We start from the raw sequence: 21,236 nt of genomic DNA on the forward strand, positions 1-21,236 counted from the left end.
ATGACGCACTTGGGTGCGGCGTTGGCGGGCACGAGATTGCCGCGCTTCGCTCGCAATGACGCACTTGGGTGCGGCGTTGGCGGGCACGAGATTGCTTCAGGCGCTGCGCGCCTTCGCAATGACGTGTTTGCGCGGGTGCGGATTCCTGCACGCTTCGGCCCCTTTTCGGCTGTTCGGGGTATAATACCCGCCGCCCCGTCCGGGGCGCTGTCCCCCTGGATCCCGCACACAAGGAAATCCCCATGAAACGCCTTCATCTGCTCTGCAACGCGCACCTTGACCCGGTCTGGATGTGGGAATGGGAGGAGGGGGCCGCCGAGACCCTGTCCACCTTCCGCACGGCCGCCGACCTGTGCGAGAAGTTCGGCGCGTTTGTCTTCAACCACAACGAGGCCGTCCTGTACGAGTGGGTGGAGACCTACGAGCCTGAGCTGTTTGCGCGCATCCAGCGGCTGGTGCGCGACGGACGCTGGCACATCATGGGCGGGTGGTTTCTCCAGCCGGACTGCAACATGCCCTCCGGCGAGTCGCTGGTGCGCCACGCCCTCGCGGGGCGGACCTATTTCCGCGAGAAGTTCGGCGTCGCGCCGACGACCGCCATCAACTTTGACCCCTTCGGCCACAGCCGGGGCATTGTGCAGATCCTCGCCAAGTCGGGGTATGACGCCTATCTTTTCGGACGGCCCGACCAGAACGACTGCCCCCTGCCGGACAGCGACTTCATCTGGGTTGGCTACGACGGATCCGAGGTGGCGGGGCACCGATTCATTGCGTGGTACAACTCCCAGCTCGGCAAGGCGCGCGGGAAGATCGAGAAATTCATGGAGGACAACGCCGCGCGGGAGACCGGGCTGGTGCTCTGGGGCGTCGGCAACCACGGCGGCGGCCCGTCGCACAAGGATTTGGAGGACCTCACGGCCCTCATCGCGGAATCGAAAGACGTGGAGATTGTCCACAGCACGCCGGAGCGGTACTTCGCCGAGATTGCGGCGTCCGGGCCGCCCCGCGGGCGCCACGCGGCTGACCTGAACGCGTGGGGCGTGGGCTGCTACACCTCGCAGGTGCGCCTGAAGCAGAAGCACCGCCTGCTGGAGGGCGAGCTGTTCGCCATGGAGAAGATGGCGTCCACGGCGGCGCTGAACGGCGTTGCGGAGTGCCCCGCCGCCGCCCTCCGCGAGGCGCGGCGCGACCTGCTCTTCGGCCAGTTCCATGACATCCTCCCCGGGTCGTCCATCCAGCCCGTCGAGGATGCGGCTCTCCGCCTCTTCGACCACGGCCTGGAGCTGCTTTCCCGCGAGCGGGCGCGCCTTTTCTTCGCCCTGGCCTCGGGCCAGCCGCGCGCCCCGGAGGGGCAGATTCCCGTGTTTGCGTGGAACCCGCACCCCTTCCCGGTGCGCGGCGTCTTCGAGTGCGAGTTCAACCTGCCCGACGCCAACTGGGAGGAGCAGTACACCCTGCCCGTGGTCCGGCGGAACGGCGCGGCCCTGCCCTGCCAGTGCGAGCAGCAGCACGGCAACATCAACCTCGACTGGCGCAAGCGGGTGGTCTTCGAGGCGGAGCTGGCCCCGAACACGATGAACCGGTTTGAATGCACCCTGGAGCGGGTGCTGCCCGCCAAGCCGAAACCGGAAATCGCGCCGGAGAACGGCGTGCTCCGCTTCGACAACGGCGCCCTCGCCGTGGACATCAACTGCGCCACCGGCCTCGCCGACCGCTTCGCCGTCGGCGGGCGCGGCGTGCTCGGCCCGGGTGCCTTCCTGCCGCTGGTCATGAAGGACGACGCGGACCCGTGGGGCATGCGCTACAACGGCTGGCGCGAGCCTGTCGGGCACTTCACGCCCCTGTCGCCGGAGAAGGCCGCCGAGATCGCGGGCGTGGCCGGGACGCTCGACCCGGTCCGCGTGATCGAGGACGGCGACGCGCGCACGGTCGTCGAGGCGCTCCTGGGGTACAACGACTCCTTCCTCGCCCTGACCTACCGACTGCCCAAGGCGGGCACGGAGGTGGAGGTGCAGGCCCGCGTCTTCTGGAACGAGAAAGACCGCCTCCTCAAGCTTGTCATGCCCTCCGCGTTGGCGTCGCCCAAGTATGCGGGGCAGGTGGTTTTCGGGCGCGACGAGCTGCCCGGCGCCGACCGCGAGTGCGTGGCCCAGCAGTGGACCGCCGTGCTGTCGGAGGCCGACGGCCTCGCGTTCACCTGCATCAACGAGGGGAGCCACGGCTCCGACTTCATGGACGGCGCGATGCGGCTGTCCCTCCTGCGCTCGCCCGCCTACTCCGGCCACCCCATCTGGGAGCGCCCCGTCACCCCGCAGGACCGCCTGACCCCCCGTCAGGACCAGGGCGAGCGGCTGTTCCGGTTCTGGTTCAACGCCGGGCCGCTGGCGGAGCGGATGGACGCGGTGGACCGCGAGGCCCTCGCCCGCAACCAGAAGCCCTTCGTGCTGTCCTTCTTCCCCACCGGCGCAGGCACCGCGCCCGCGCTCCCCGTGGTCACGCTGGGGGACGACGTCACGGTGCTTTCCGCGTTCAAGGAGGCCGAGGACGGCAACGGCCATATCCTCCGCATCTTCGAGCCGACAGGCCGCGCGCGGGAGACAGTGGTGAACCTGCCCCCCCTGGGCATCAGCCAGCCCGTGTCCCTCGGCGCCTTCGAGGTGAAGACCCTGCGGCTTTTCCCCGGCGCAAAGGCCCTCGTGGAGACGGACATGATGGAGAACCCGCTCTGAGGAGAGGGAATCTTCCTCAAGCGGTCGCCGTGCGGCGCAAGACCCGCTCGTAGAGACTGAGGACCTGTCCGGCCTGGACGGGGAGGGCGTGGTGCGCCTCGGCGGCGGCGCGGGCGTTGCGGCCGAGGGCGGAGCGCCGTGCGCGGTCGGCGGCGAGGGCGGCGAAGGCCGCGTGGAGCCCGTCGGGGGTGCCGTCGCAGACGAGGCCGGTCTGGCCGTCGGCGACGATTTCGGCGAGCATGCCCCGGTCGGCGACAACCATGGGTTTGCCCATGGCCAGCACCTCGCGCACGGCGCGGCAGGTGCCGTCGCTGCCGGGGACCAGCAGCACGCCCGCGTCGAAGGCGCGGAGCATGCCGACGTAGTCCTCCCCGGCGATGTAGCCGGTGAAGTGGACGCGGTCCGCGAGGCCGAGGCGGCGGACGGGCTCGAAGCCGACGGTCTCCTGGTGGGTGCCGCGCCCCACCACGACGAGGTGCGCCCGGGAATTCTCCGCCGCGAGGCGGGCGAAGGCCTCAAACAAGTCCTCGTAGTGGCGGTGGGTCTGCATGCGCGCGACGATGCCCAGCACGAAGGCGTCGGGCGGCAGGTTGAGCCGCCGCCGCCCGTCGGGCGTCTCACGGCGCGGGTCGAAGCGCTCCGTGTCCACGGCGCCCGGCACCACGGCTGTCCGCTCCCCGGGGATGCCGAAAAGCGCGGTGTCGTTTTTTTGGGCGAGCTCCGACGGCTCCAGAAGCAGGGCCGTCCCGGCGACCAGACGGCGGTGCCGCGCGGTGTCGGGGAAGCCTTCTCCCGCATAGCTCGACCGCACCACGGGCACGCCGGCGGCGGCGGCCGGGGCGAGGGAGATCTCGTGGTCGTTGTCGAGGTGGCAGTGGATCAGGTCGGGCCGCTCGGCGGCGATCCAGCGGCGCAGGGCGCGCCGGTCGAGGAAGTTGTGCCAGGGGTTCCGGTGCTTGTTCAGGCGGAATGAGAGGACCGGCTCGATGCCCCGGTCCCGCGCCGTGGCGACAACCATGTTGACGGAGGCCCCGGCATCAGGCGCGCAGGCGAAGCGGGCGTCCACACCGAGGCCGCGCAGGGCAACGCAGATGTTCAGCGCGGGCTCCGCGGGCCCGGTCCACTTGCTGTTGCTGAACAGGTGCAGCACGCGGATCGGGGGCATGGGCGGGACTCCGTTCAGTTGGCGGCCCGGGCCTCTTCCAGGCGCACGGAGACGATCTGGGAGACGCCGGACTCCTGCTGGGTGACGCCGAAGAGGGCCGACGCCCGCGCCATTGTCTCCTTGTTGTGCGTGATGATGATGAACTGGCTGTGCTCGGTGAACTCGCCGATGACGTCGAGGAAGCGCTTCACGTTCGCGTCGTCCAGCGGCGCGTCCACCTCGTCCAGCACGCAGAAGGGGCTGGGCTTGGCGGCGAAGACGCTCACGAGGAGGGCGATGGCCGTCATGGCCTGCTCGCCGCCCGACAGGAGCGAGATGGACTGGGGCTTCTTGCCCGGGGGCCGCGCCTCGATCTCGATGCCGCACTCCAGCGGGTCCGTCTCGTCGAGGAGGTAGATGCGCGCCTGGCCGCCGTTGAACAGGCGGCGGAAGTAGTCCGTGAAGTGGCGCGCCACCTCGTTGAAGGTGTCGAGGAACATCTGCGTGATGGTGTCGTCAATGCGCTTGACCACGCCGAGGAGGGCGTCGCGGGCGCGGCTGAGGTCGTCGGCCTGGCCCTTGAGGAACTTCTCGCGCTTCTCCAGCGTCTCGTACTCCTCGATGGCCGCCAGGTTCACGTTGCCCAGGCGCTCCAGCGACTGCCGGTGCTGCCTGATGCGCTCCTCGCGCTCCCGCTCGTCCAGGTCGTCCTCGCCCACCTGCTCCTCCGTGAGCGAGCCGAGGGCCAGCCCGTACTCGACGGCGATCCGCTCCTGGAAGAACTGGACGCGGTCCTCCTTCTGGGTGCAGTCCAGCTCCAGCCGGTGGATTTCCTTTTGCGCCGAATTCAGGCGGTCGCGGACGCCGCGCAGCTTCTTGCCCAGGGCCTCCACGGACTCCATCAGGGCCTGCTGCGCGCGCTGGGACGCCAGCACAAGGTCGTGGGCCGCCTCGCGGTCGCCCGACAGGGCCTTTTCCGCCTCCAGCAGCCCGCCGATCTTTTTCTCGATTTCGGCGATGCGCCCGCGCATCTCCTGCGCCATGCCGACGCGCTTCTCCGCCTCGCGCAGGGCCTGCTCGTGCTCGCGCTCCTCGCGCTCCCGCAGGCGCGCCGCCTCCTCCAGGTTCTGCGTCAGCTCGGCCAGGCGCACCCGCAGGTCCGACAGGGCCGCCGTGCGCTCCATGAGCACCGTCCGGCGCGCCTCCAAGTCGGCCCGCGCCCCGGCGACGCGCTGCTCGTGGGCCGAGTCGTCGCCGGAGGCGGTCTCCAGGCGTCCCCGGGCCTCCGCCTGGCGCGCTTCCAGGTCGGCCTGCTGGCGCGCGAGGCGCTCCCGCTGCTCCTGAAGCTGGTCGCCTGTCTTGCCGAGGGTTTCCAGCTCCGTGGACTGCCGCGCGAGGAGGACGCCCAGCTCGTTCAGCGTGGTGCGCAGGGCGTTCTCGTTCGCGTCCAGCTCCTTCGCCTGGGCGGCCGCGGCCTCCTGCCGTTCCGTGATGCCGGCGGCCTCGGAGACCGTCGCGGCGATGTCCTGTTTCGCCTGCGCCGCCCGTTTCTCCAGATCCTCGATCTCGGCGGTGCGGCCGAGGAGGCCCTGCGTGTCGCGCTGGGTGCGGCCGCCGGTGACGGCGCCCGCCGGCGAGATCATCTCGCCCTCCAGGGTGACCATGCGCGGGTACTTCTTCTCCGTGCGGGCGATGCGGATGGCGTCGTCAATGGTTTCCACGATGACCGTGTTGTACAGCAGATACTCCACGGCGGGCATCAGCCGGGCCTCGCACTGGACACGGTCAATCGCGAGGCCGATGACGCCCCGGACGCCGCGCAGAGACAGTTCCTCCTCGTGGCGTCCCGGACGGATCGTGTCCAGGGGGAGGAAGGTGACGCGGCCCGCCTTGTGCTCCTTGAGGAAAGCGATGGCGGCCTTCGCGTCGTCGGCGTTCTCCACGATGACGTTGTTGATGTTTCCGCCGAGGGCGGCCTCAATGGCCTGAAGGTAGGTGTTGTCCGTCGAGATGAGGTCGCCCACGGGGCCGATGATGCCGCCCATGCCGGGGAAGTCGCGCTGCTTGGCCATCATGACGGCGCGCACGCCGGTGGCGAAGCCCTCATAGCTGTCACGCAGCTCCTTGAGGGAGGTGACGCGGCTCTCGACGGCGCTCCTCTCCTCGCGGAGGTTCTGCCATTTCGTGTTCAGCTCCGCCAGCCGCGCGGCGGCCTTGCGGCGTTTCTCCTCCAGCTTGGCGCGCTCGGCGGCGTTCTTCTCCCGGTCCTTCTCGGTGGCGGCGTGTTTCGCGCGCGTCTCCCCCACCTGCGCCGCGATCTGCGCGCGGCGCTCCTCCTGCGAGGTGCTCTGCGTGTCGAGGGTCTCCAGCTGCTGGAGCACCCCGGCCAGCGTCGCGCCGAGGGTCTCAATCTCCGTCTGGAACCGGTTGCGGAGGTTCACCGCGTCCAGCGCCGTGCGGCGGCACTCCTCCAGGCGGTGCTCCGCGCCGGCGGTTTCGGCGGCGGCGGCGTCGCGGGCGGCCTGCGCCTCCGAGAGGGCGGCCTCCAGCCGCCCGATTTCCGCGCGCAGGGCCTCCGCGCGCTCGCCCGCGGCGCCCTTGTCCTGCGAGAAGCCCTTGGCGCGCTCCTCCAGGGAGAGGCGCTCCTCGGCGGCGGACTGGGCGCGCTGGCTGCAGAATTCGATTTCCTGGCGCAGGAGGGCCGCCTGGCTCTCCAGGCGCTCCATCTCCGTGTCCACGGCGTGCTCGCGCTCGCGGCGCTCGTGGAGCTCGCGCTCCCCCTCGATGCGCTGGAGGTTCATCTCCTCCTCCTGCGCCTCCAGGCGCGAGGTGTCGGCGGAGAGCTTCCCGTGGGTGTCCGTGGCGGCGGCCAGCTTCTCCCGCAGGTCGGCGATCTGGCCGCTCAGCTCGTTGAACTGGAGCCACGCGTTGCGCACCTCCAGCTCGCGCAGGGCCTGGGTGATCTCCCGGTGGCGGATGGCGGCGTTCACCTGCCGCTTCAGGCTGCGCATCTGCCGCTCCACCTCGGCGATGATGTCGCCCAGGCGCAGCATGTTCTGGTCCGCCGACTCCAGCTTGCGCATGGCCACGCGCTTGCGCGTCTTGTACTTGATGATGCCCGCCGCCTCCTCGAAGAGGAAGCGCCGGTCCTCCGGGCGCGAGCTGATGACCAGGTCTATCTTGCCCTGGCCGATGAGGGAGTAGGCGTTCGTGCCCACGCCCGTGTCCATGAACAGCTCCTGGATGTCCTTCAGGCGGCAGGGGGCCTTGTTGATGAAATACTCGCCCTCGCCGCTGCGGTAGACCCGCCGGGTGATCTGGACCTCGCCGAAGTCCACCGGCAGCGCCGCGTCCGCGTTGTCAAAGGTCAGCGAGACCTCCGCCATCCCCGTCGCCGGGCGCTGGCTGTTCCCGTTGAAGATCACGTCCTGCATGTGCGCGCCGCGCAGGGCCTTCGCGCTCTGCTCGCCCAGCGCCCACCGCATCGCGTCCAGGATGTTGCTCTTGCCGCACCCGTTCGGGCCCACCACCGCCGTCACCCCCGGCTCCAGCGGCAGCACCGTCCGGTCCGCGAAGGACTTGAATCCCGTCAATTCCACCTGTTTAAAGTACATGCGGCCCGTCCATGATTCGAGGGGAAACAACAAGCCCCCGAGCTGCTTCCTGAAATACTGTGGGTTCTCCGGCTCCCCCGGCGCGTCCCGCGGACGCGGTCTTCCGGGCCCCAAAAGCATACCCTCCGGAGGGGGGGCAACGCAACGCCGGAACCGCCGGGCGCCGGGATTGAACAATTCCGGGCTATCGCCTATACTGGGGACATCCGGGTGAAACGGAAAGGGAGTCTCATGGCGCGCTGGATGCTGTTGTTCGCGGTGGTTGGCACGTGTTTTGGCGCGGTCGCGGAGGGGGACACGGTGCGCGTGCCCGCCGACCAGCCCACCCTGCCCGCGGCGGTCGAGGCCGCGCCGCCCGGGGCCACCATCGAGCTGGCCGCCGGAAAGCACCTGCTGCCGGCCGGACTGCGCATCACCAAGCCCCTGCGGATCAAGGGCGAATCCCCGGAAACCACGATCCTTCAGACCACCGTGCTTGAGGGAGAGACCCTCCTGGCCGACAAAGTGGACGGGTTCACGCTCGAGGGGGTGGCCATTGAATACACCGGCCCCGCCCCGCCCGAAGGCCGCACGGATTTCCCCAGCCTGCTCAGCGTCGCCGGGGGCCGCGCCGACGTCTCCAACTGCGTCTTCCGCAACAGCGCCGGGTTCGGGGTTTTCTATAAGGAAGGAGCGAAGGGATCCATCCGGAAGAGCCGCGTGGAGGACTGCTACGCGATCGGCATCTATGTAAAGGACGCGGACACCTCCGTTGCCGTCGAGGAAAACGAGGTGCATAAGAGCGGTCGAGAGGGCATTGTCATTTACGAGAAAGCCACGGCGGTTGTCGCGGGCAACCGCAGCGGCGCGAACGGACTCAGTGGAATCATGGTTGCCGACACGTCCCCGGACACACTGACTGTTCGGGGGAACACATGCGAGCAGAACCATGAGGACGGCATTCGTGCATGCTTGCGGGCCAATGCGCACATTGAGGGCAACACATGCCGGGACAACGGAAATCGTGGTGTGGCGATGGACACGGCCGGCACTGGCACCGTGGTTGGCAACACCTGCACGGGCGGCCAGATCGGAGTGGACATCCGCTCTCCGGGAACCACCGTCACTGCGGAGGGAAACATCTGTTCCGAAACCAGCCTGTCCGGTATGTCCGTGTTTTTCGGGGCCAAGGGGATCTTGAAGGGAAACAAATGCCTGAAAAACAGGGCCTTGGGGATTCGCGTTTCCCATTGGGAAACCACGGCGGAGGTCTTGGAGAATGTCTGCAATGAGAACGCCGGGTCCGGGATCGTGGTGGACACCGGTGCCTTTGCGGCAGTGCGGTCGAATGAATGCCGTCAAAACGGTTCCTTCGGAATGCTTGTCAGCGATGAATCATCAAGTGCTGACGTGTCCGAGAACCGTCTGGAGGGAAATTCCAAAGGAGATAGCCAGAAGGCTGAAGGCCTTCCCGCACGGCTCCAGTATCAGGTTCTTCCCTTTGAAATCGGCACGGCTTTCCTTAATCGGCAGACCCGGTATTTGGACAGTGTCGCGACCCGTTTGAGGAAGCACAGAAGCAGGTATTCGGACGGCGGGTACCAGCTGGCGCATTTTTACGACGGTCTCCTGTCAGGAAGCGACAGTCTCAACAAGGATGTCAGGCCGGCCTTCAGGGAGGCGCTGGAAAAATGGGCCGGTGAGATGCCCGAGAGCACCACTCCCCGCATCGCCTTGGCCATGTCTCATGTTCACTATGCATGGACGGCGCGGGGCCACGGTTGGGCAAACGAAGTGTCCCCGGAAGGCTGGGAAGGCTTTCAAAAGCACTTGGAATTGGCGGAGAAGTGGTGCGTTGAAACGGAGTCCAAACCGGAAAAAGACCCACAGCTTTATGCGACATGGATTACGGTCGCGATGGGAAACTGCGCCGAGGACAGCGTGCTGCGCGGACTTTTTGAGAAGGGTTTCTCGCTTGACCCTGGGTACTTGGACCTGTACTCCAGCTACTGCCAGAACCTATTGCCGCGATGGGGGGGCGGTCGGAAGCAGATAGGGCAGTTTTTCGCCGAAGTGCATGAGCGCACCCGGGAGTCCATGGGGGAGAAGATGTATGCAATGGTGGCTGATGTACAGTTCTGCTCCGGGGCGGTGTACGGGGATTCGGCGGACTGGGCGTTGGTTTCCAAGGGGTTTGACCAGTTGCTGGAGGAATTCCCGGAATCTCCCTTCTACCTGAACCGCTACTGTCTGCTGGCCTGCTTCCACAAGGACAAGGAGAAGGCAAAGGCGCTGTTTGACCGCATTGGGGACGCGCCGCACCTGCCCGCGTGGGAGTATGAGCAGGCAAAGTTCAACCGGGCGCGCCGCTGGGCGCGGTTTGACGCGCCCTGGCCCGATCTGTTCCAGATAGAGGGCGAGCCGCCGGGGAATCCGGATGAGCGGAACCCGACGCCTGGGGCCATCCTTTCCCGCGTGATGCGAATGCTCGTGAAATAGGCGGAGTTCCGTGCTCTCCGGTGACCGCCTCTCCCCCGGCGAAGAGGGCGCGGCAAGCAGCGCCCCTACCTGCCCAGGCTTCGGGCACACACAAAAACACCGGGCAATCCTCCTGTAGGGGCGCCGCTTGCCGCGCCCTCTTTGCGCACGCAGGGGTACCGCCTGCCGCGCCCTGGTGCGGGCACGAAAAGCGTTGTCTATCCGGCGATCCGGGCGGTCCCCGGCGCTTTGACACGGCGCGGGGTCGGCACGTATGATGGAGGGCCGTTGTTTCCCGTTCTTCCAGAGGGACAGTTAGGGGATCTCATGAGCCGTATCGTGGCGATAGCGAACCAGAAGGGCGGGGTGGGAAAGACCACCACCTCCGTCAACCTTGCGGCGTGTCTTGCGGCGGGGGGGCGGCGGGTGCTGCTGGTGGACCTGGACCCGCAGGGGAACGCCACGCAGGGCGTGGGACTGGAGAAGGGGACGGTGACCCACACGACCTATGACCTGCTGGTGAACCACATTTCCCTGGCGGAGGCGGTGGCGCCGACGGAGGTGCCGGGGCTGTTCGCAGTGCCGTCGAACCGGGAACTGGTGGGGGCGGAGGTGGAGCTGGTGGGGGCGGAGGGGCGCGAGTCGCGCCTGCGGAACGCGCTGGCGTCCGCGCGGGAGGCCTACGACTGGACCGTGGTGGACTGTCCGCCGTCGCTGAGCCTGCTGACGCTGAACGGGCTGGTCGCCGCGGACGGCATGATCATCCCGCTGCAGTGCGAGTACTACGCGCTGGAGGGGCTCAGCGAGCTGCTGAACACCTTCGTGCTGGTGCGCGACCGGTTCAATCCGGGGCTGTCGGTGCTGGGCGTGCTGCTGACGATGTTCCAGCACACGAACCTGTCGCGGCAGGTGGTGGACGATGTGCGGGCCCATCTGGGCGGGCGCGTCTTCGAGACGGTGATCCCGCGCAATGTGAGCCTCAGCGAGGCCCCCAGTTTTGGGCGGCCCATATCCCAGTACGACCCGAAGTCCGCCGGGGCGCAGGCCTACGCCGCCCTGGCCCAGGAGGTGCTCGCCCGTGTCTGACATGAAGAAAAAGAAGCTCGGCAGGGGGCTCGACGCGCTGCTTGGGGGCAAGCCGGCCGCGCTCGACGCCGCGCCCGCAAAGGTTCCGGCGGCCGTCGCGCCCGCCGCCGCCCCGCCCGCCGAGGGCGAGCGCCTGCTCTTTCTGGACCCCACCGAACTGCTGCCGAACCCGAAACAGCCGCGCCGCCATTTCGACGAGGAGGCGCTGGCGGAGCTGGCGGCGTCCATCAAGCGCGACGGCGTCCAGGAGCCGGTCATCGTGCGCCCGGGCGCAAATGGAAAATACGAGATTGTCAGCGGCGAACGGCGCTGCCGCGCGAGCATCCTGGCCGACCTGCGCAAGGTGCCCGCGGTGTGCCGCCCCGTCACGGACGACGAAATGCTCAAGCTGGGCCTCATCGAGAACGTCCAGCGCGAGGACCTGAACGCCATGGAGCTGGCCGCGGCCTACCGCGACCTGATGGCCCTGTTCAAGTGGACGCAGGAGGAGGTGGCCGACGCCGTGGGCAAGCGCCGCGCGACGGTGGCCAACACCCTGCGGCTCCTCCAGCTCCCCGACGAGGTGGGGGAGATGGTCTCCACAGGCGCGCTGACCATGGGCCACGCGCGGGCCATCCTCGGGCTGCCCTCCCCGGCGGAGCAGCTCGCCCTCGCGCGCAGGGCGGCGAAGGACGGCCTGTCCGTGCGGCAGGTCGAGCAGATCGTGGCCAGCCGCGAGACGGCGCGGAAAAAGCCCGCGCGCCCCGCGCCCGCCAAAGACCCGAACATCACGGGGGTCGAGGACGACCTGCGGCGGCGGCTGGGCACCAAGGTGTTCGTGAAGCCCCAGGGCGACGGCAAGCGGGGCCGCATCGAGATCGAGTACTACACCAGCGACGACCTCGACCGGCTCATCAGCCTGCTCCGGAAGAACTGATTTTCAGGCTTCAGGCTTCAGGCCTCAGGCCGCAGACTAAAGACTTCAGGCTTCAGACTAAAGACTAAAGACTCCAGACTCCAGACTCCAGACTCCAGGAGCTTCAAACCGATGCTTGACGTGAACATTCTTAGAAACGAGCCGGAACGGGTGGCCGAGGCCCTGCGCAAGCGGCATGCCCGCGTGGACCTGGAACCCTTCCTGAAGCTTGACGCCGACCGCCGCGCCGCCATCTACCAGATGGAGCAGCTCCGGGCGGAGCAGAACCGCGCAAACGAGGCGATCGCAAGGGCAAGACGCGTGAAGCAAGAGAATACTGCATTCTTGCCAGCCAATGCGCTTGACACTCTCCGTAATACGGACGGAGGCGTTCTTAGCGAAGCTGACGAGGCCATTGTTGCCATGCGGAAGATCAAGGACCGGGCGGCGGCGCTGGAGGAGCGCGTGCGGGAGCTGGACGCCGCCTCGCGGGAGTTCCTGCTGGTCCTGCCCAACCTGCCCGACGTCTCAGTGCCCGAGGGGGCCGACGCCGCCGACAACCCCGTGGCCCGCGTGTGGGGCGAGCCGCCCGCCTTCGACTTCGAGCCGAAGGACCATGTGGACCTGGGCGAGCGGCTGGGCCTCTTCGACTTCGAGCGGGCCGCCAAGATCGCCGGGGCGCGCTTCTGCCTGTCCAAGGGGCCGGGGGCCCTCCTCGAGCGCGCCCTCGCGGCGTTCATGCTCGACCTGCACACCCGCGAGCACGGCTACACCGAGGTGCTGGCGCCCCTCATGGTCAACTCCGACTCCATGCAGGGCACGGGCCAGCTCCCGAAATTCGCCGAGGACCTCTTCCGCGTGCAGGGGGGCGACTACTGGCTTATCCCGACGGCCGAGGTGCCCGTGACCAACATCCACCGCGACGAGATGCTCGACGACGCGGTGCTGCCGGTCAAGTACGTGGCCCACACCCCCTGCTTCCGCAGCGAGGCCGGCTCCTACGGCAAGGACACGCGCGGCATGATCCGCCAGCACCAGTTCAACAAGGTGGAGATGGTGCAGTTCACCCGCCCCGAGGAGTCCTGGGACGCCCTCGAGTCGCTCACCCGCAACGCCGAGGCCGTGCTCCAAAGGCTGGGCCTGGCCTACCGCGTGGTCACCCTCTGCACCGGCGACATGGGCTTCTCCAGCGCCAAGACCTACGACCTCGAGGTGTGGCTCCCCGGCCAGAACACCTACCGCGAGATCAGCTCCTGCTCCAACTTCACGGACTTCCAGGCGCGGCGCGCCAACATCCGCTTCAAGCGCGGCAAGAAACCCGAATTTGTCCACACCCTCAACGGTTCCGGCCTCGCCGTGGGCCGCACCGCCGTGGCGGTGCTCGAAAACGGCCAGCGCGCCGACGGCTCCATCGAGATCCCCCCCGCCCTGCGCCCCTACATGGGCGGCATGGAGCGCATTGAGTCCAAATGAGCGGCGCGCAGTACGACCAGGAGTCCATGATCCGGGCGGCGGAGGCCCTGCGTTCCTCCAGAGGCGCGGTCGTGCTCACGGGGGCGGGCATTTCCGTGGAAAGTGGAATTCCGGATTTTCGCAGTCCGGGCGGCATTTGGTCCAAATATCCCCCCGAGGAATACGCCACCATAGACGCGTTTTATGCGAATCCTGACAGAGTCTGGGAGCTGTGGTATGAACTGGCCGACTCCCTTCGGGGCGTGAAGCCCAACCCGGCGCATTTCGCCCTGGCGGAGCTGGAGGAGATGGGGGTCGTCCAGGCGGTCATCACGCAGAACATAGACGCCCTGCATTTCCACGGCGGCAGCGTCAATGTGGTGGAGTACCATGGGAACATGGACTGGCTGGTGTGCCCGGCCTGCCACCGAAGGCGGAAACTGGACCTCGACCAGCGCGCCCTGGGCGCGCCCCGCTGCGAGTGCGGGGGCTACATGAAGCCCGACATCGTGCTTTTCGGCGAAGTCATTCCCCATCAGGCGCTTCACCATGCCGACACCCTGGCCCGCCGGTGCGGCGTGTTCATGGTGGTCGGCACCTCGGCCCTCGTGTACCCAGCGGCCCATCTGCCCCGTCTGGCCAAGGAGAACGGCGCGGTGGTCATTGAGTGCAACACGTCGCCCACGGGCCTGACGGACGGCGTCACGGACATTTTTCTGGAGGGGCCGGCGGGGGTCACCCTGCCCGCGCTTGCCCGGCTGGTCCGGGGGGAGTAGGCCCGGGTTCGGGCGAATTAATCCTTGACAAGAACCGGGGCAGGGGCTACAATAAACACGACACTGGAGAAGACTGTGTCACGGCGTGCCCCGCTTGGGGGCGCGTGGCTGCCGTAATCGGAAAAGGAGGACAGGTTATGTCGTCATCCGTGGTCTCCCTCAAGCGGGGTGTGCACGCGTTCGTGCTGCTTTCCCTGGTGTGCCTGCTGGCGGCGCCGGTGATGGCCGACACGGTAACCACGCCCATCCGCCAGTACGGCTACTCCTACGGGTTTGCCATGTCCGGCATCGCGGCGCTGTCGCCCGACGGCAGCCAGTTCGCCATGGCGTCCGGGGCCACGGTCCGCATTGTGGACACAAACACGGGCCTGCTGGTGCGCACGCTTTCCGGCCATCTGCAGACCGTGACCGCCGTCGCCTGGTCGGCAGACGGCACCCGCATCGCCTCGGGCTCCGCCGACCTCACGGCGCGCGTGTGGGACGCCGCCACGGGCGAGCACATCTGCACCACTTCCCAGCCCCGGGGCGAGGTGATCTCCGTCGCCCTGTCGGGGGACGGTTCCCGGCTCATCACCGGAACGGCGGGGCTTTCCGTGGGCGGTGTTCCCGTGCTTCCGGGCGCGGCGTACATCTGGGACGGCGTCACGGGCATGGCGCAGGGAATGCTGGCGCATTCCGGCAACGTGTTCGCTGTGGCCATTTCCCCGGACGGCGCCTGGGCGGCGACCGCCTCCTCCGTGACGTTTCTGGACGACGACCACGTTTACGGTGCGGCGTATCTTTGGAACCTGACCACCATGAGCGGGACCCTGATCACAGGTAATCCGGTCCTTGACCCGGTTCCGGATCCGCTGCCCGAGCCCCTGCCCTACACCCACTGGGGGGGCGTGTGGGCGGTGTCCTTTGCCGCGGACAGCCGGGTAATCACGGGCGGCAGCGGCGGGGATGACGACAATCCCTACTGGGAGGCGTGCATGTGGTCGTACACCACGGCCAATCCCCCCGTTTTTACCCTGCAGCGGCGGCTTAAACCCGCGCTGAGCGTGGGCGGCTGGGTGTCCTCCATGGCCGTGAGCGGGACGGGGATGCTGGCCGTCGGCCTTTCCAACGGCGACGTGCGCCGGTGGGATGTGGCTACAGGACTGGGCTTTTCCACCCTCTCCGCCCACAGCGGCGAGATCAGATCCGTCTGTTTCTCCGCCGATTCCTCAACCACCTTTGTCGGCTCCGCCGACGGGTTCGCGTCCCAGTGGGACACCCTGACCGGCCGGCTGCTCCGGACGGGACACCGTGGCGCGGTCAATGCGGTTTCCTTCTCGCCCGATGGCACCCGCATCCTGACGGGTTCCAACGACGGACGGGCTTTCACCTGGGAGACGGGCTCCAGCATTGAGAGGCTGCACATGGGCTCCGCCACGGGACACTGGGGCGCCGTGACGGCGGCGATGTACTCCGCCGATGGAACGCGGATTCTGACCGGGTCCAGCGACACGACGGGCAAGCAGTGGGACAGCACGAGCGGCGCGGACCTGCGCACGTTCATGTGGCACGGCCTGCCTGTGAGCAGCGTGGCGTTTTCGCCCGACGGGAGCACCGTGGTGACCGGGTCCTCCGACTTGCAGGCGAAGCTGTGGGACGCCGAGACGGGCGTGCTGCTCCAGACCTTCAACGGCCACTCCGACGCTGTGAACGCCGTGGCCTTCTCGCCGGACGGCGCGACGGTTCTCACGGGCTCCTCGGACACCACGGCCAAGCTGTGGGATGTCGCCACGGGGAACCTGCTGAAGACCTTTGCCCAGCACACCGGCCCGGTAAGTTCTGTGGCCTTCTCCCCCGACGGGACCCGGGTGCTCACGGGCGCGCGGTCTTTTCCGGAGGGGGCTGTGGACAACACGGCGCGGCTGTGGGATGCGGGCACCGCCACGGTGCTCCACATTTTTGTCGGCCATTCCCGGGGCGTTACCGCGGTGGCGTTTGCCCCGGACGGGTTCCAGGTGCTGACGGGGTCCCGCGACGGCTCGGCGATCATCTGGGACGTGCAGTCCGGCGTGGAACTGCGGCGGTACACCGGCCATGTGGGCGAGGTGACCTCGGTGGCCTTCTCCCCCACAGAGCGCCGGGTGGTGACGGCGTCCACCGACCGGGTGGCGCGCCTGTGGGAGGGGCTGGTGGTGGTGCCCAATGTGGTTGGGCTGGTGCAGCTGGCGGCCGAGAACACCCTGGCGGCGGCGTCGCTCTATGCCGGGCCGATCACGGAGGCGTATGACGACGACATTCCGGCGGGCAGTGTGGCCAGCCAGGATCCAGTGGCGGGCACCGGCGTGTCCGCCGGGTCGTCCGTGGCCTTGGTTATTTCGCTGGGCCCCGCGCCGGTCCTGGTGCCCAACGTGGTCGGCCTTTCCCAGTCCGTCGCCGAGACAACCCTGCAGGCTGCGGGCTTGATCATGGGGGCGGTCACGGAACAGTACGATGACGTCGCGTCCGCAGGCACAGTTCTCAGCCAGGATCCGGTCGCGGACACCGCGGTGGAACTCGGATCGGCGGTGAACCTGGTCGTTTCCCTCGGCCCCGCGCCGGTCGCGGTGCCCGATGTTGTCGGAGAGATGGAGGCCAGCGCCCGGGCCACGATCACCGGGGCGGGCTTCAAGGTTGGCGTGGTCGCGCAGGAGTACAGCGACACCGCTCCCGCGGGCGAGGTGATCGCCCAGAGTCCCGTCGGCGGCGCCATGGCCCTGCCTGGTTCTCTGGTGGACCTCGTGGTCTCGCTCGGGCCGCAGCCCGTGGTTGACGTGCCAAACATCGTCGGCCTGTCGGCGGTGGAGGCGGCGACGGTGTTGCTCACGGCCGGTCTGACCGTGGGCGTGTTCCCCGAAGAGTTCAGCGACACGGTGCCCGAAGGCATCGTCATCAGCCAGAATCCCGCGGCCGGAACCCAGGCGCTGGTGGGCGACCCGGTGGACGCCGTGGTGTCCCTTGGACCGCAGCCCGTGCCGGTGCCCAACGTGGTGGGGCTTCCCCAGGCGGACGCCGAGGCGGCGATTGTCGGGGCTGGATTCGTGGTTGGCACGGTGACCGAGGAGACCAGTGAGACCGTGCCCGCGGGGTCGGTCATCAGCCAGAATCCGGCGGGCGGCCTGGAGAAGGTTCCCGGCACGGCGGTGGACCTCGTGGTGTCCCTGGGGCCGGCGCCGGTCGAGGTGCCCGACGTGGTCGGCAAACCCCAGGCCACGGCGAACACCCTGATCACGGACGCCGGGCTGGTGGTCGGCGCGGTGACCGAGGAGTACAGCACGACGGTGCTGGCGGGCAGGGTCATCAGCCAGAGCCCCGAGGCGGGCGAGGAAGTGACTCCCGGGAGCCTGGTGAGTCTGGTGCTGTCCCGCGGCCCGGCGCCGGTGGCCGTGCCCAACTTGGTCGGCAGCACGCGCACCGCGGCCCAGAGTCTTCTTGAGGATGCCCAGCTGGCCGAGGGCAGTGTCACCTACGAGTATTCGGACACCGTGGTCCGGGACATCGTGCTCAGCCAGGACAAGGCCCCCGGATCCGAAGTGCCCGCAGGCTCGTTCATTGACTTCGTGGTTTCCCGCGGCGTGGAGCCCGGCGTGGTGCCGGACATTGTCGGCGAGCTGCGCTCCGACGCCGAGGCCGACATTGCGGCCGCCGGCCTGGTGGTCGGCACCGTGACCGAGCAGTACAGCGATACGGTGCGCAAGGACCGCGTCATCCGGCAGACCCCGGCGGCGGGTGCCGAGATCGCCAAGGGGTCCGCGGTGAACTTCGTGGTTTCCCTGGGCAAGGAGCAGGGGGAGACCTCCACGGTGCCCAACGTGGTCAACACGCCCATCGCCTCCGCCCGCGCCGCGATCACGGCCGCGGGATTCACCGTCGGCGTGGAGACGGAGCGGTACGATGAGACGGCTGAGGCGGGCTGGGTGATGGCCCAGAGCCCCGCAGGGGGCACGCAGAGCGCGCCGGGCTCGCCGGTGGACCTGGTGGTGTCGCTGGGTGCCTATAAGGGCCCGAACGCCGAAGAGGCCCGCGAGCTGCTGGCGGCCCTCTTTGACGAGGCCGACACGGACGGCGACGGCAAGCTGAGCTGGGAGGAGGCCTTGGCGGCCCTGCCCTCCCTGTCGCGCGCCGTCTTTGACGAGCTGGACAAGAACACGGACGGCTATCTGGACCGCGATGAGCTGGGGATTGGCGGCTGCGGCGCCTGCGGCTGCCAGAAGGGCGACATGACCCCGGACGGGCTGAAGAAGCGTCTGGGCGACCTGTTCCTGTCCGCCCTGGCCCTGTCGGTGCTGGCGGTGGTTGGGCGGCGCGGGCGGTAGTGTCTGCGATGTGACTGGGTGTTTTTCCGGGCCGGGACGGTTGCGACGCGGCCTTCCCGGCCCGGTCTTTTTTGCGGGGACGGCGAAACCGGCCCCGGGGATGGGGCGTCTAACCCTGAGGGGGCGGTGTGTCCTCCCCGCAGGCGGTCCGCGCCCCGCACAGGCAACCAACCCTTGGAGAACCGTTGAACCCATGAGCAAGCACGATCTCACCCGCAGGGCCTTTCTCGCCACCGCCACCACCACGGCCGTTGTGGCCGGCATCGCCCGGGCCAACACCGCCCAGGTGGTCCCCCGCAAGTTCTCGCCGAACGACAAGGTCAACGTCGCGGCCATCGGCGCGGGCGGCAAGGGGAAGGACGACATCCTGTCCCTGTTCCGCCTGAAGAAGAACGTCAACGTCGTGGCGCTGTGCGACGTGGACTGGAGCCAGACGGAGGAGACGTTCTACCGCATTCCCGACGCGAAGCAGTACAAGGACTACCGGAAGATGCTGGAGGAGATGGGGGACCAGATTGACGCGTGCAGCGTCAGCACCCCGGACCACACCCACGCCCCGGCCGCGTACATGGCGATGAACCTGGGCAAGCATGTCTATGTCCAGAAGCCCCTCACGCACACCATCGCCGAGGCGCGCCTCCTGCGCGAGACGGCGAAGAAGACCGGCGTCATCACCCAGATGGGCAACCAGGGCCACTGCGGCAACGGCGTCCGCGACCTGTGCGAAATGCTGTGGGCCGGGGCCATCGGCGACGTGACCGAGGCGCACATCTGGACCAACCGCCCGGTGTGGCCGCAGGGAATCGCGGAGCCGCTGGCCGAGGAGCCCGTGCCCGACACGATTGACTGGGACCTCTGGATCGGCACCGCGCCCATGCGGCCCTACAACAAGGGCTACGCCCCCTTCAAGTGGCGCGGCTGGTGGGATTTCGGCTGCGGCGCCATCGGCGACATGGCCTGCCACATCATGGACCCGGCCTTCTGGTCCCTCAAGCTCGGCGACGCGGCGACCTTCAGCGTCCAGACGGTCAGCCAGGAGGGCATGTCCGCCCAGACGGCGCCCCTGAAGTCCGTCATCAAGTTCACCTTCCCCGCCCGCGCGGACATGCAGCCCGTCACGGTGTACTGGCACGACGGCGGCGAGAAGCCCCCGCGCCCCGAGGCGGTTCCGGCGGACGAGAAGCTGGGCGACGGCGACAACGGCTCCCTGTTCATCGGCACGAAGGGCCTCATCACGGCGGGCGAGTACGGCGGCGACGCGCGCCTGCTGCCCGCGGCGGCCATGAAGGACTACACCAAGCCGGAGAGGACCATCGAGCGCATTCCGGGGCAGAGCCCCTACAAGAACTGGGTGGACGGCATGCTGACCGGCAAGCCCTGCGCGAGCAACTTCGACTACGCCGGCCCCCTCACCGAGGTGGCGAACTTCGGCAACATCGCGCTGCACGCCAACGGCGAAGAAGTCACCTATGACGTCGCCTCCATGAAGATCACCAGCAACCCGGCCCTGAACGCCCTCCTGACCAAGGAGTACCGCAAGGGCTGGGAGCTTCCCTGCTGACCCCCGCATGACCCGGCCGCCGGCGCGGGAAATGCCGCGCCGGCGGCGTTTGTTTTCACAGGAGCGCGCGTCGTTGACGGTGCACCGCTTTGGGAGAGATTCTCATGAAGATCAAGGCTGCGCAGTGGGTTGCACCGGGGGAAATCCGGCTGATCGAGATGGAGAAGCCCGCCCCCGGCCCCGGCGAGGTCCTGGTGCGCGTGGAGTCCGTGGGCGTCTGCGGCTCGGACATCCACTATTTCCTCCACGGCCGCATCGGCGAAAACCGGCTCAAGGGCCCGACCATTCTCGGACATGAGTACGCAGGCATCGTCGAGGCGGCGGGGCAGGGGGCCGACCCCGGCCTGGTCGGCCGCCGGGTGGCGGTCGAGCCGGGCATTCCCTGCGGCGCCTGCGAATGGTGCCGCTCCGGGCGCTACAACGTCTGCGAGGGCATGGTGTTTCCCGGCGGCCCCGGCGTGGACGGCGCCCTGCGCGAGTACATGGCTGCCCCCGCAGACCATTGTTTCCCCGTCCCCCAGGGCATGTCCGCCGCCGTCGCCGCCATGATCGAGCCGGCCGCCGTCGCCGTGCACACCGTCGAACTGGCCCGCCTGCGCCCCGGCGACACGGTCTTTGTGGCGGGCCTCGGCCCCATCGGCCTGCTCACGGCCCAGGTGGCCCGGATTTGCGGCGCCGCCGCCGTCTACGGCGCCGACCTGCTGCCCTGCCGCGTGGCGGCCGGGCGCGGGCACGGCGTGGACGAGGCGTTCCAGGCGGCCTCCGGCGGCATGGCCGCGGGGGCGCGCGCCACGGTGGACTGGCTCTTCTCCCGCACGGGCGGCCGGGGCGCGGACGTGGCCTTCGACTGCACAAACAGCTCCGACGGCATCCTGGTGGCGATGCACTGCGCGCGCCCGGCGGGCCGCGTGGTGCTCACGGGCATCAGCGGCGCGGAGGAGGACCCCGTGCCGGTCAGCGTGGCGCGGCGCAGGGGGCTGGGCGTACAATGGTGCCGCCGCTTTTTGAGCAACTACCCCGCCACTCTGGCGCTGGCCGCCTCGGGCAGGCTGGACGTGGGCTCCCTGGTCACCCATTCCTTCCCCTTGGAGCGCGCCCAGGAGGCCTTCCAGCTGGTGGCGGACTATGCGGACGGCGTGCTTAAAGCGTCCGTGGACTTCTAACCGAAAGCCCCGCAGAGGGGCATGGAGA

The 21,236-nt window shown here is 68.5% G+C and carries 11 protein-coding genes; 9 read left to right on the top strand and 2 right to left on the bottom strand.

Annotation, left to right across the window (positions count from 1 at the left end; translation table 11 throughout):
* Positions 1-242 precede the first annotated feature (242 nt).
* Entirely contained in the window at positions 243-2,729 is a 2,487-nt protein-coding gene (locus tag GXY15_14490) for an alpha-mannosidase (protein NLV42417.1), read from the top strand.
* 16 nt (positions 2,730-2,745) lie between these two features.
* Here GXY15_14490 and GXY15_14495 read toward each other — a convergent pair whose 3' ends face one another.
* Together GXY15_14495 and smc are read right to left on the bottom strand one after the other, a co-directional pair.
* Positions 2,746-3,894 (bottom strand): glycosyltransferase family 4 protein, encoded by a 1,149-nt coding sequence (locus GXY15_14495; protein NLV42418.1) that lies wholly within the window; start codon positions 3,892-3,894, stop codon positions 2,746-2,748.
* 14 nt (positions 3,895-3,908) lie between these two features.
* On the bottom strand, positions 3,909-7,487 hold the full coding sequence (smc, locus tag GXY15_14500) for a chromosome segregation protein SMC (protein NLV42419.1): 3,579 nt from the start codon (positions 7,485-7,487) through the stop codon (positions 3,909-3,911).
* A gap of 231 nt (positions 7,488-7,718) precedes the next feature.
* On the opposite strand from smc, the gene GXY15_14505 reads away from it, so the two are divergent.
* The 8 genes from GXY15_14505 (at position 7,719) to GXY15_14540 (ending at position 21,208) form a co-directional block, all read left to right on the top strand.
* Positions 7,719-9,965 carry a DUF4034 domain-containing protein gene (locus tag GXY15_14505; protein NLV42420.1) on the top strand — a complete coding sequence of 749 codons (2,247 nt, stop codon included), beginning with the start codon at positions 7,719-7,721 and terminating at the stop codon, positions 9,963-9,965.
* A 306-nt stretch (positions 9,966-10,271) separates the two neighbouring features.
* Positions 10,272-11,030: a ParA family protein gene (locus GXY15_14510; protein ID NLV42421.1), complete on the top strand. Its 759-nt coding sequence runs from the start codon at positions 10,272-10,274 to the stop codon at positions 11,028-11,030.
* Positions 11,023-11,946, top strand: a complete 924-nt coding sequence (locus GXY15_14515) for a ParB/RepB/Spo0J family partition protein (protein NLV42422.1) — start codon at positions 11,023-11,025, stop codon at positions 11,944-11,946. Before GXY15_14510 ends, GXY15_14515 begins: the two co-directional genes overlap by 8 nt.
* A 111-nt stretch (positions 11,947-12,057) precedes the next feature.
* Positions 12,058-13,398 carry a serine--tRNA ligase gene (gene serS / locus GXY15_14520; protein NLV42423.1) on the top strand — a complete coding sequence of 447 codons (1,341 nt, stop codon included), beginning with the start codon at positions 12,058-12,060 and terminating at the stop codon, positions 13,396-13,398.
* A 26-nt stretch (positions 13,399-13,424) separates the two neighbouring features.
* Positions 13,425-14,153, top strand: a complete 729-nt coding sequence (locus GXY15_14525; GenBank protein NLV42424.1) for an NAD-dependent deacylase — start codon at positions 13,425-13,427, stop codon at positions 14,151-14,153.
* Positions 14,154-14,290: 137 nt separating this feature from the next.
* A complete protein-coding gene (locus tag GXY15_14530; protein NLV42425.1) occupies positions 14,291-18,484 on the top strand; it encodes a PASTA domain-containing protein in 4,194 nt (1,397 codons plus the stop codon).
* A gap of 193 nt (positions 18,485-18,677) precedes the next feature.
* On the top strand, positions 18,678-20,045 hold the full coding sequence (locus GXY15_14535; GenBank protein NLV42426.1) for a Gfo/Idh/MocA family oxidoreductase: 1,368 nt from the start codon (positions 18,678-18,680) through the stop codon (positions 20,043-20,045).
* A gap of 104 nt (positions 20,046-20,149) precedes the next feature.
* Positions 20,150-21,208, top strand: coding sequence for an alcohol dehydrogenase catalytic domain-containing protein (locus tag GXY15_14540; protein ID NLV42427.1), 1,059 nt, complete (start codon positions 20,150-20,152; stop codon positions 21,206-21,208).
* The last annotated feature ends 28 nt before the right edge of the window (positions 21,209-21,236 follow it).

The sequence above is a fragment of the Candidatus Hydrogenedentota bacterium genome (genome assembly GCA_012730045.1).
Classification (GTDB): Bacteria; Hydrogenedentota; Hydrogenedentia; order Hydrogenedentales; family CAITNO01; genus JAAYBR01.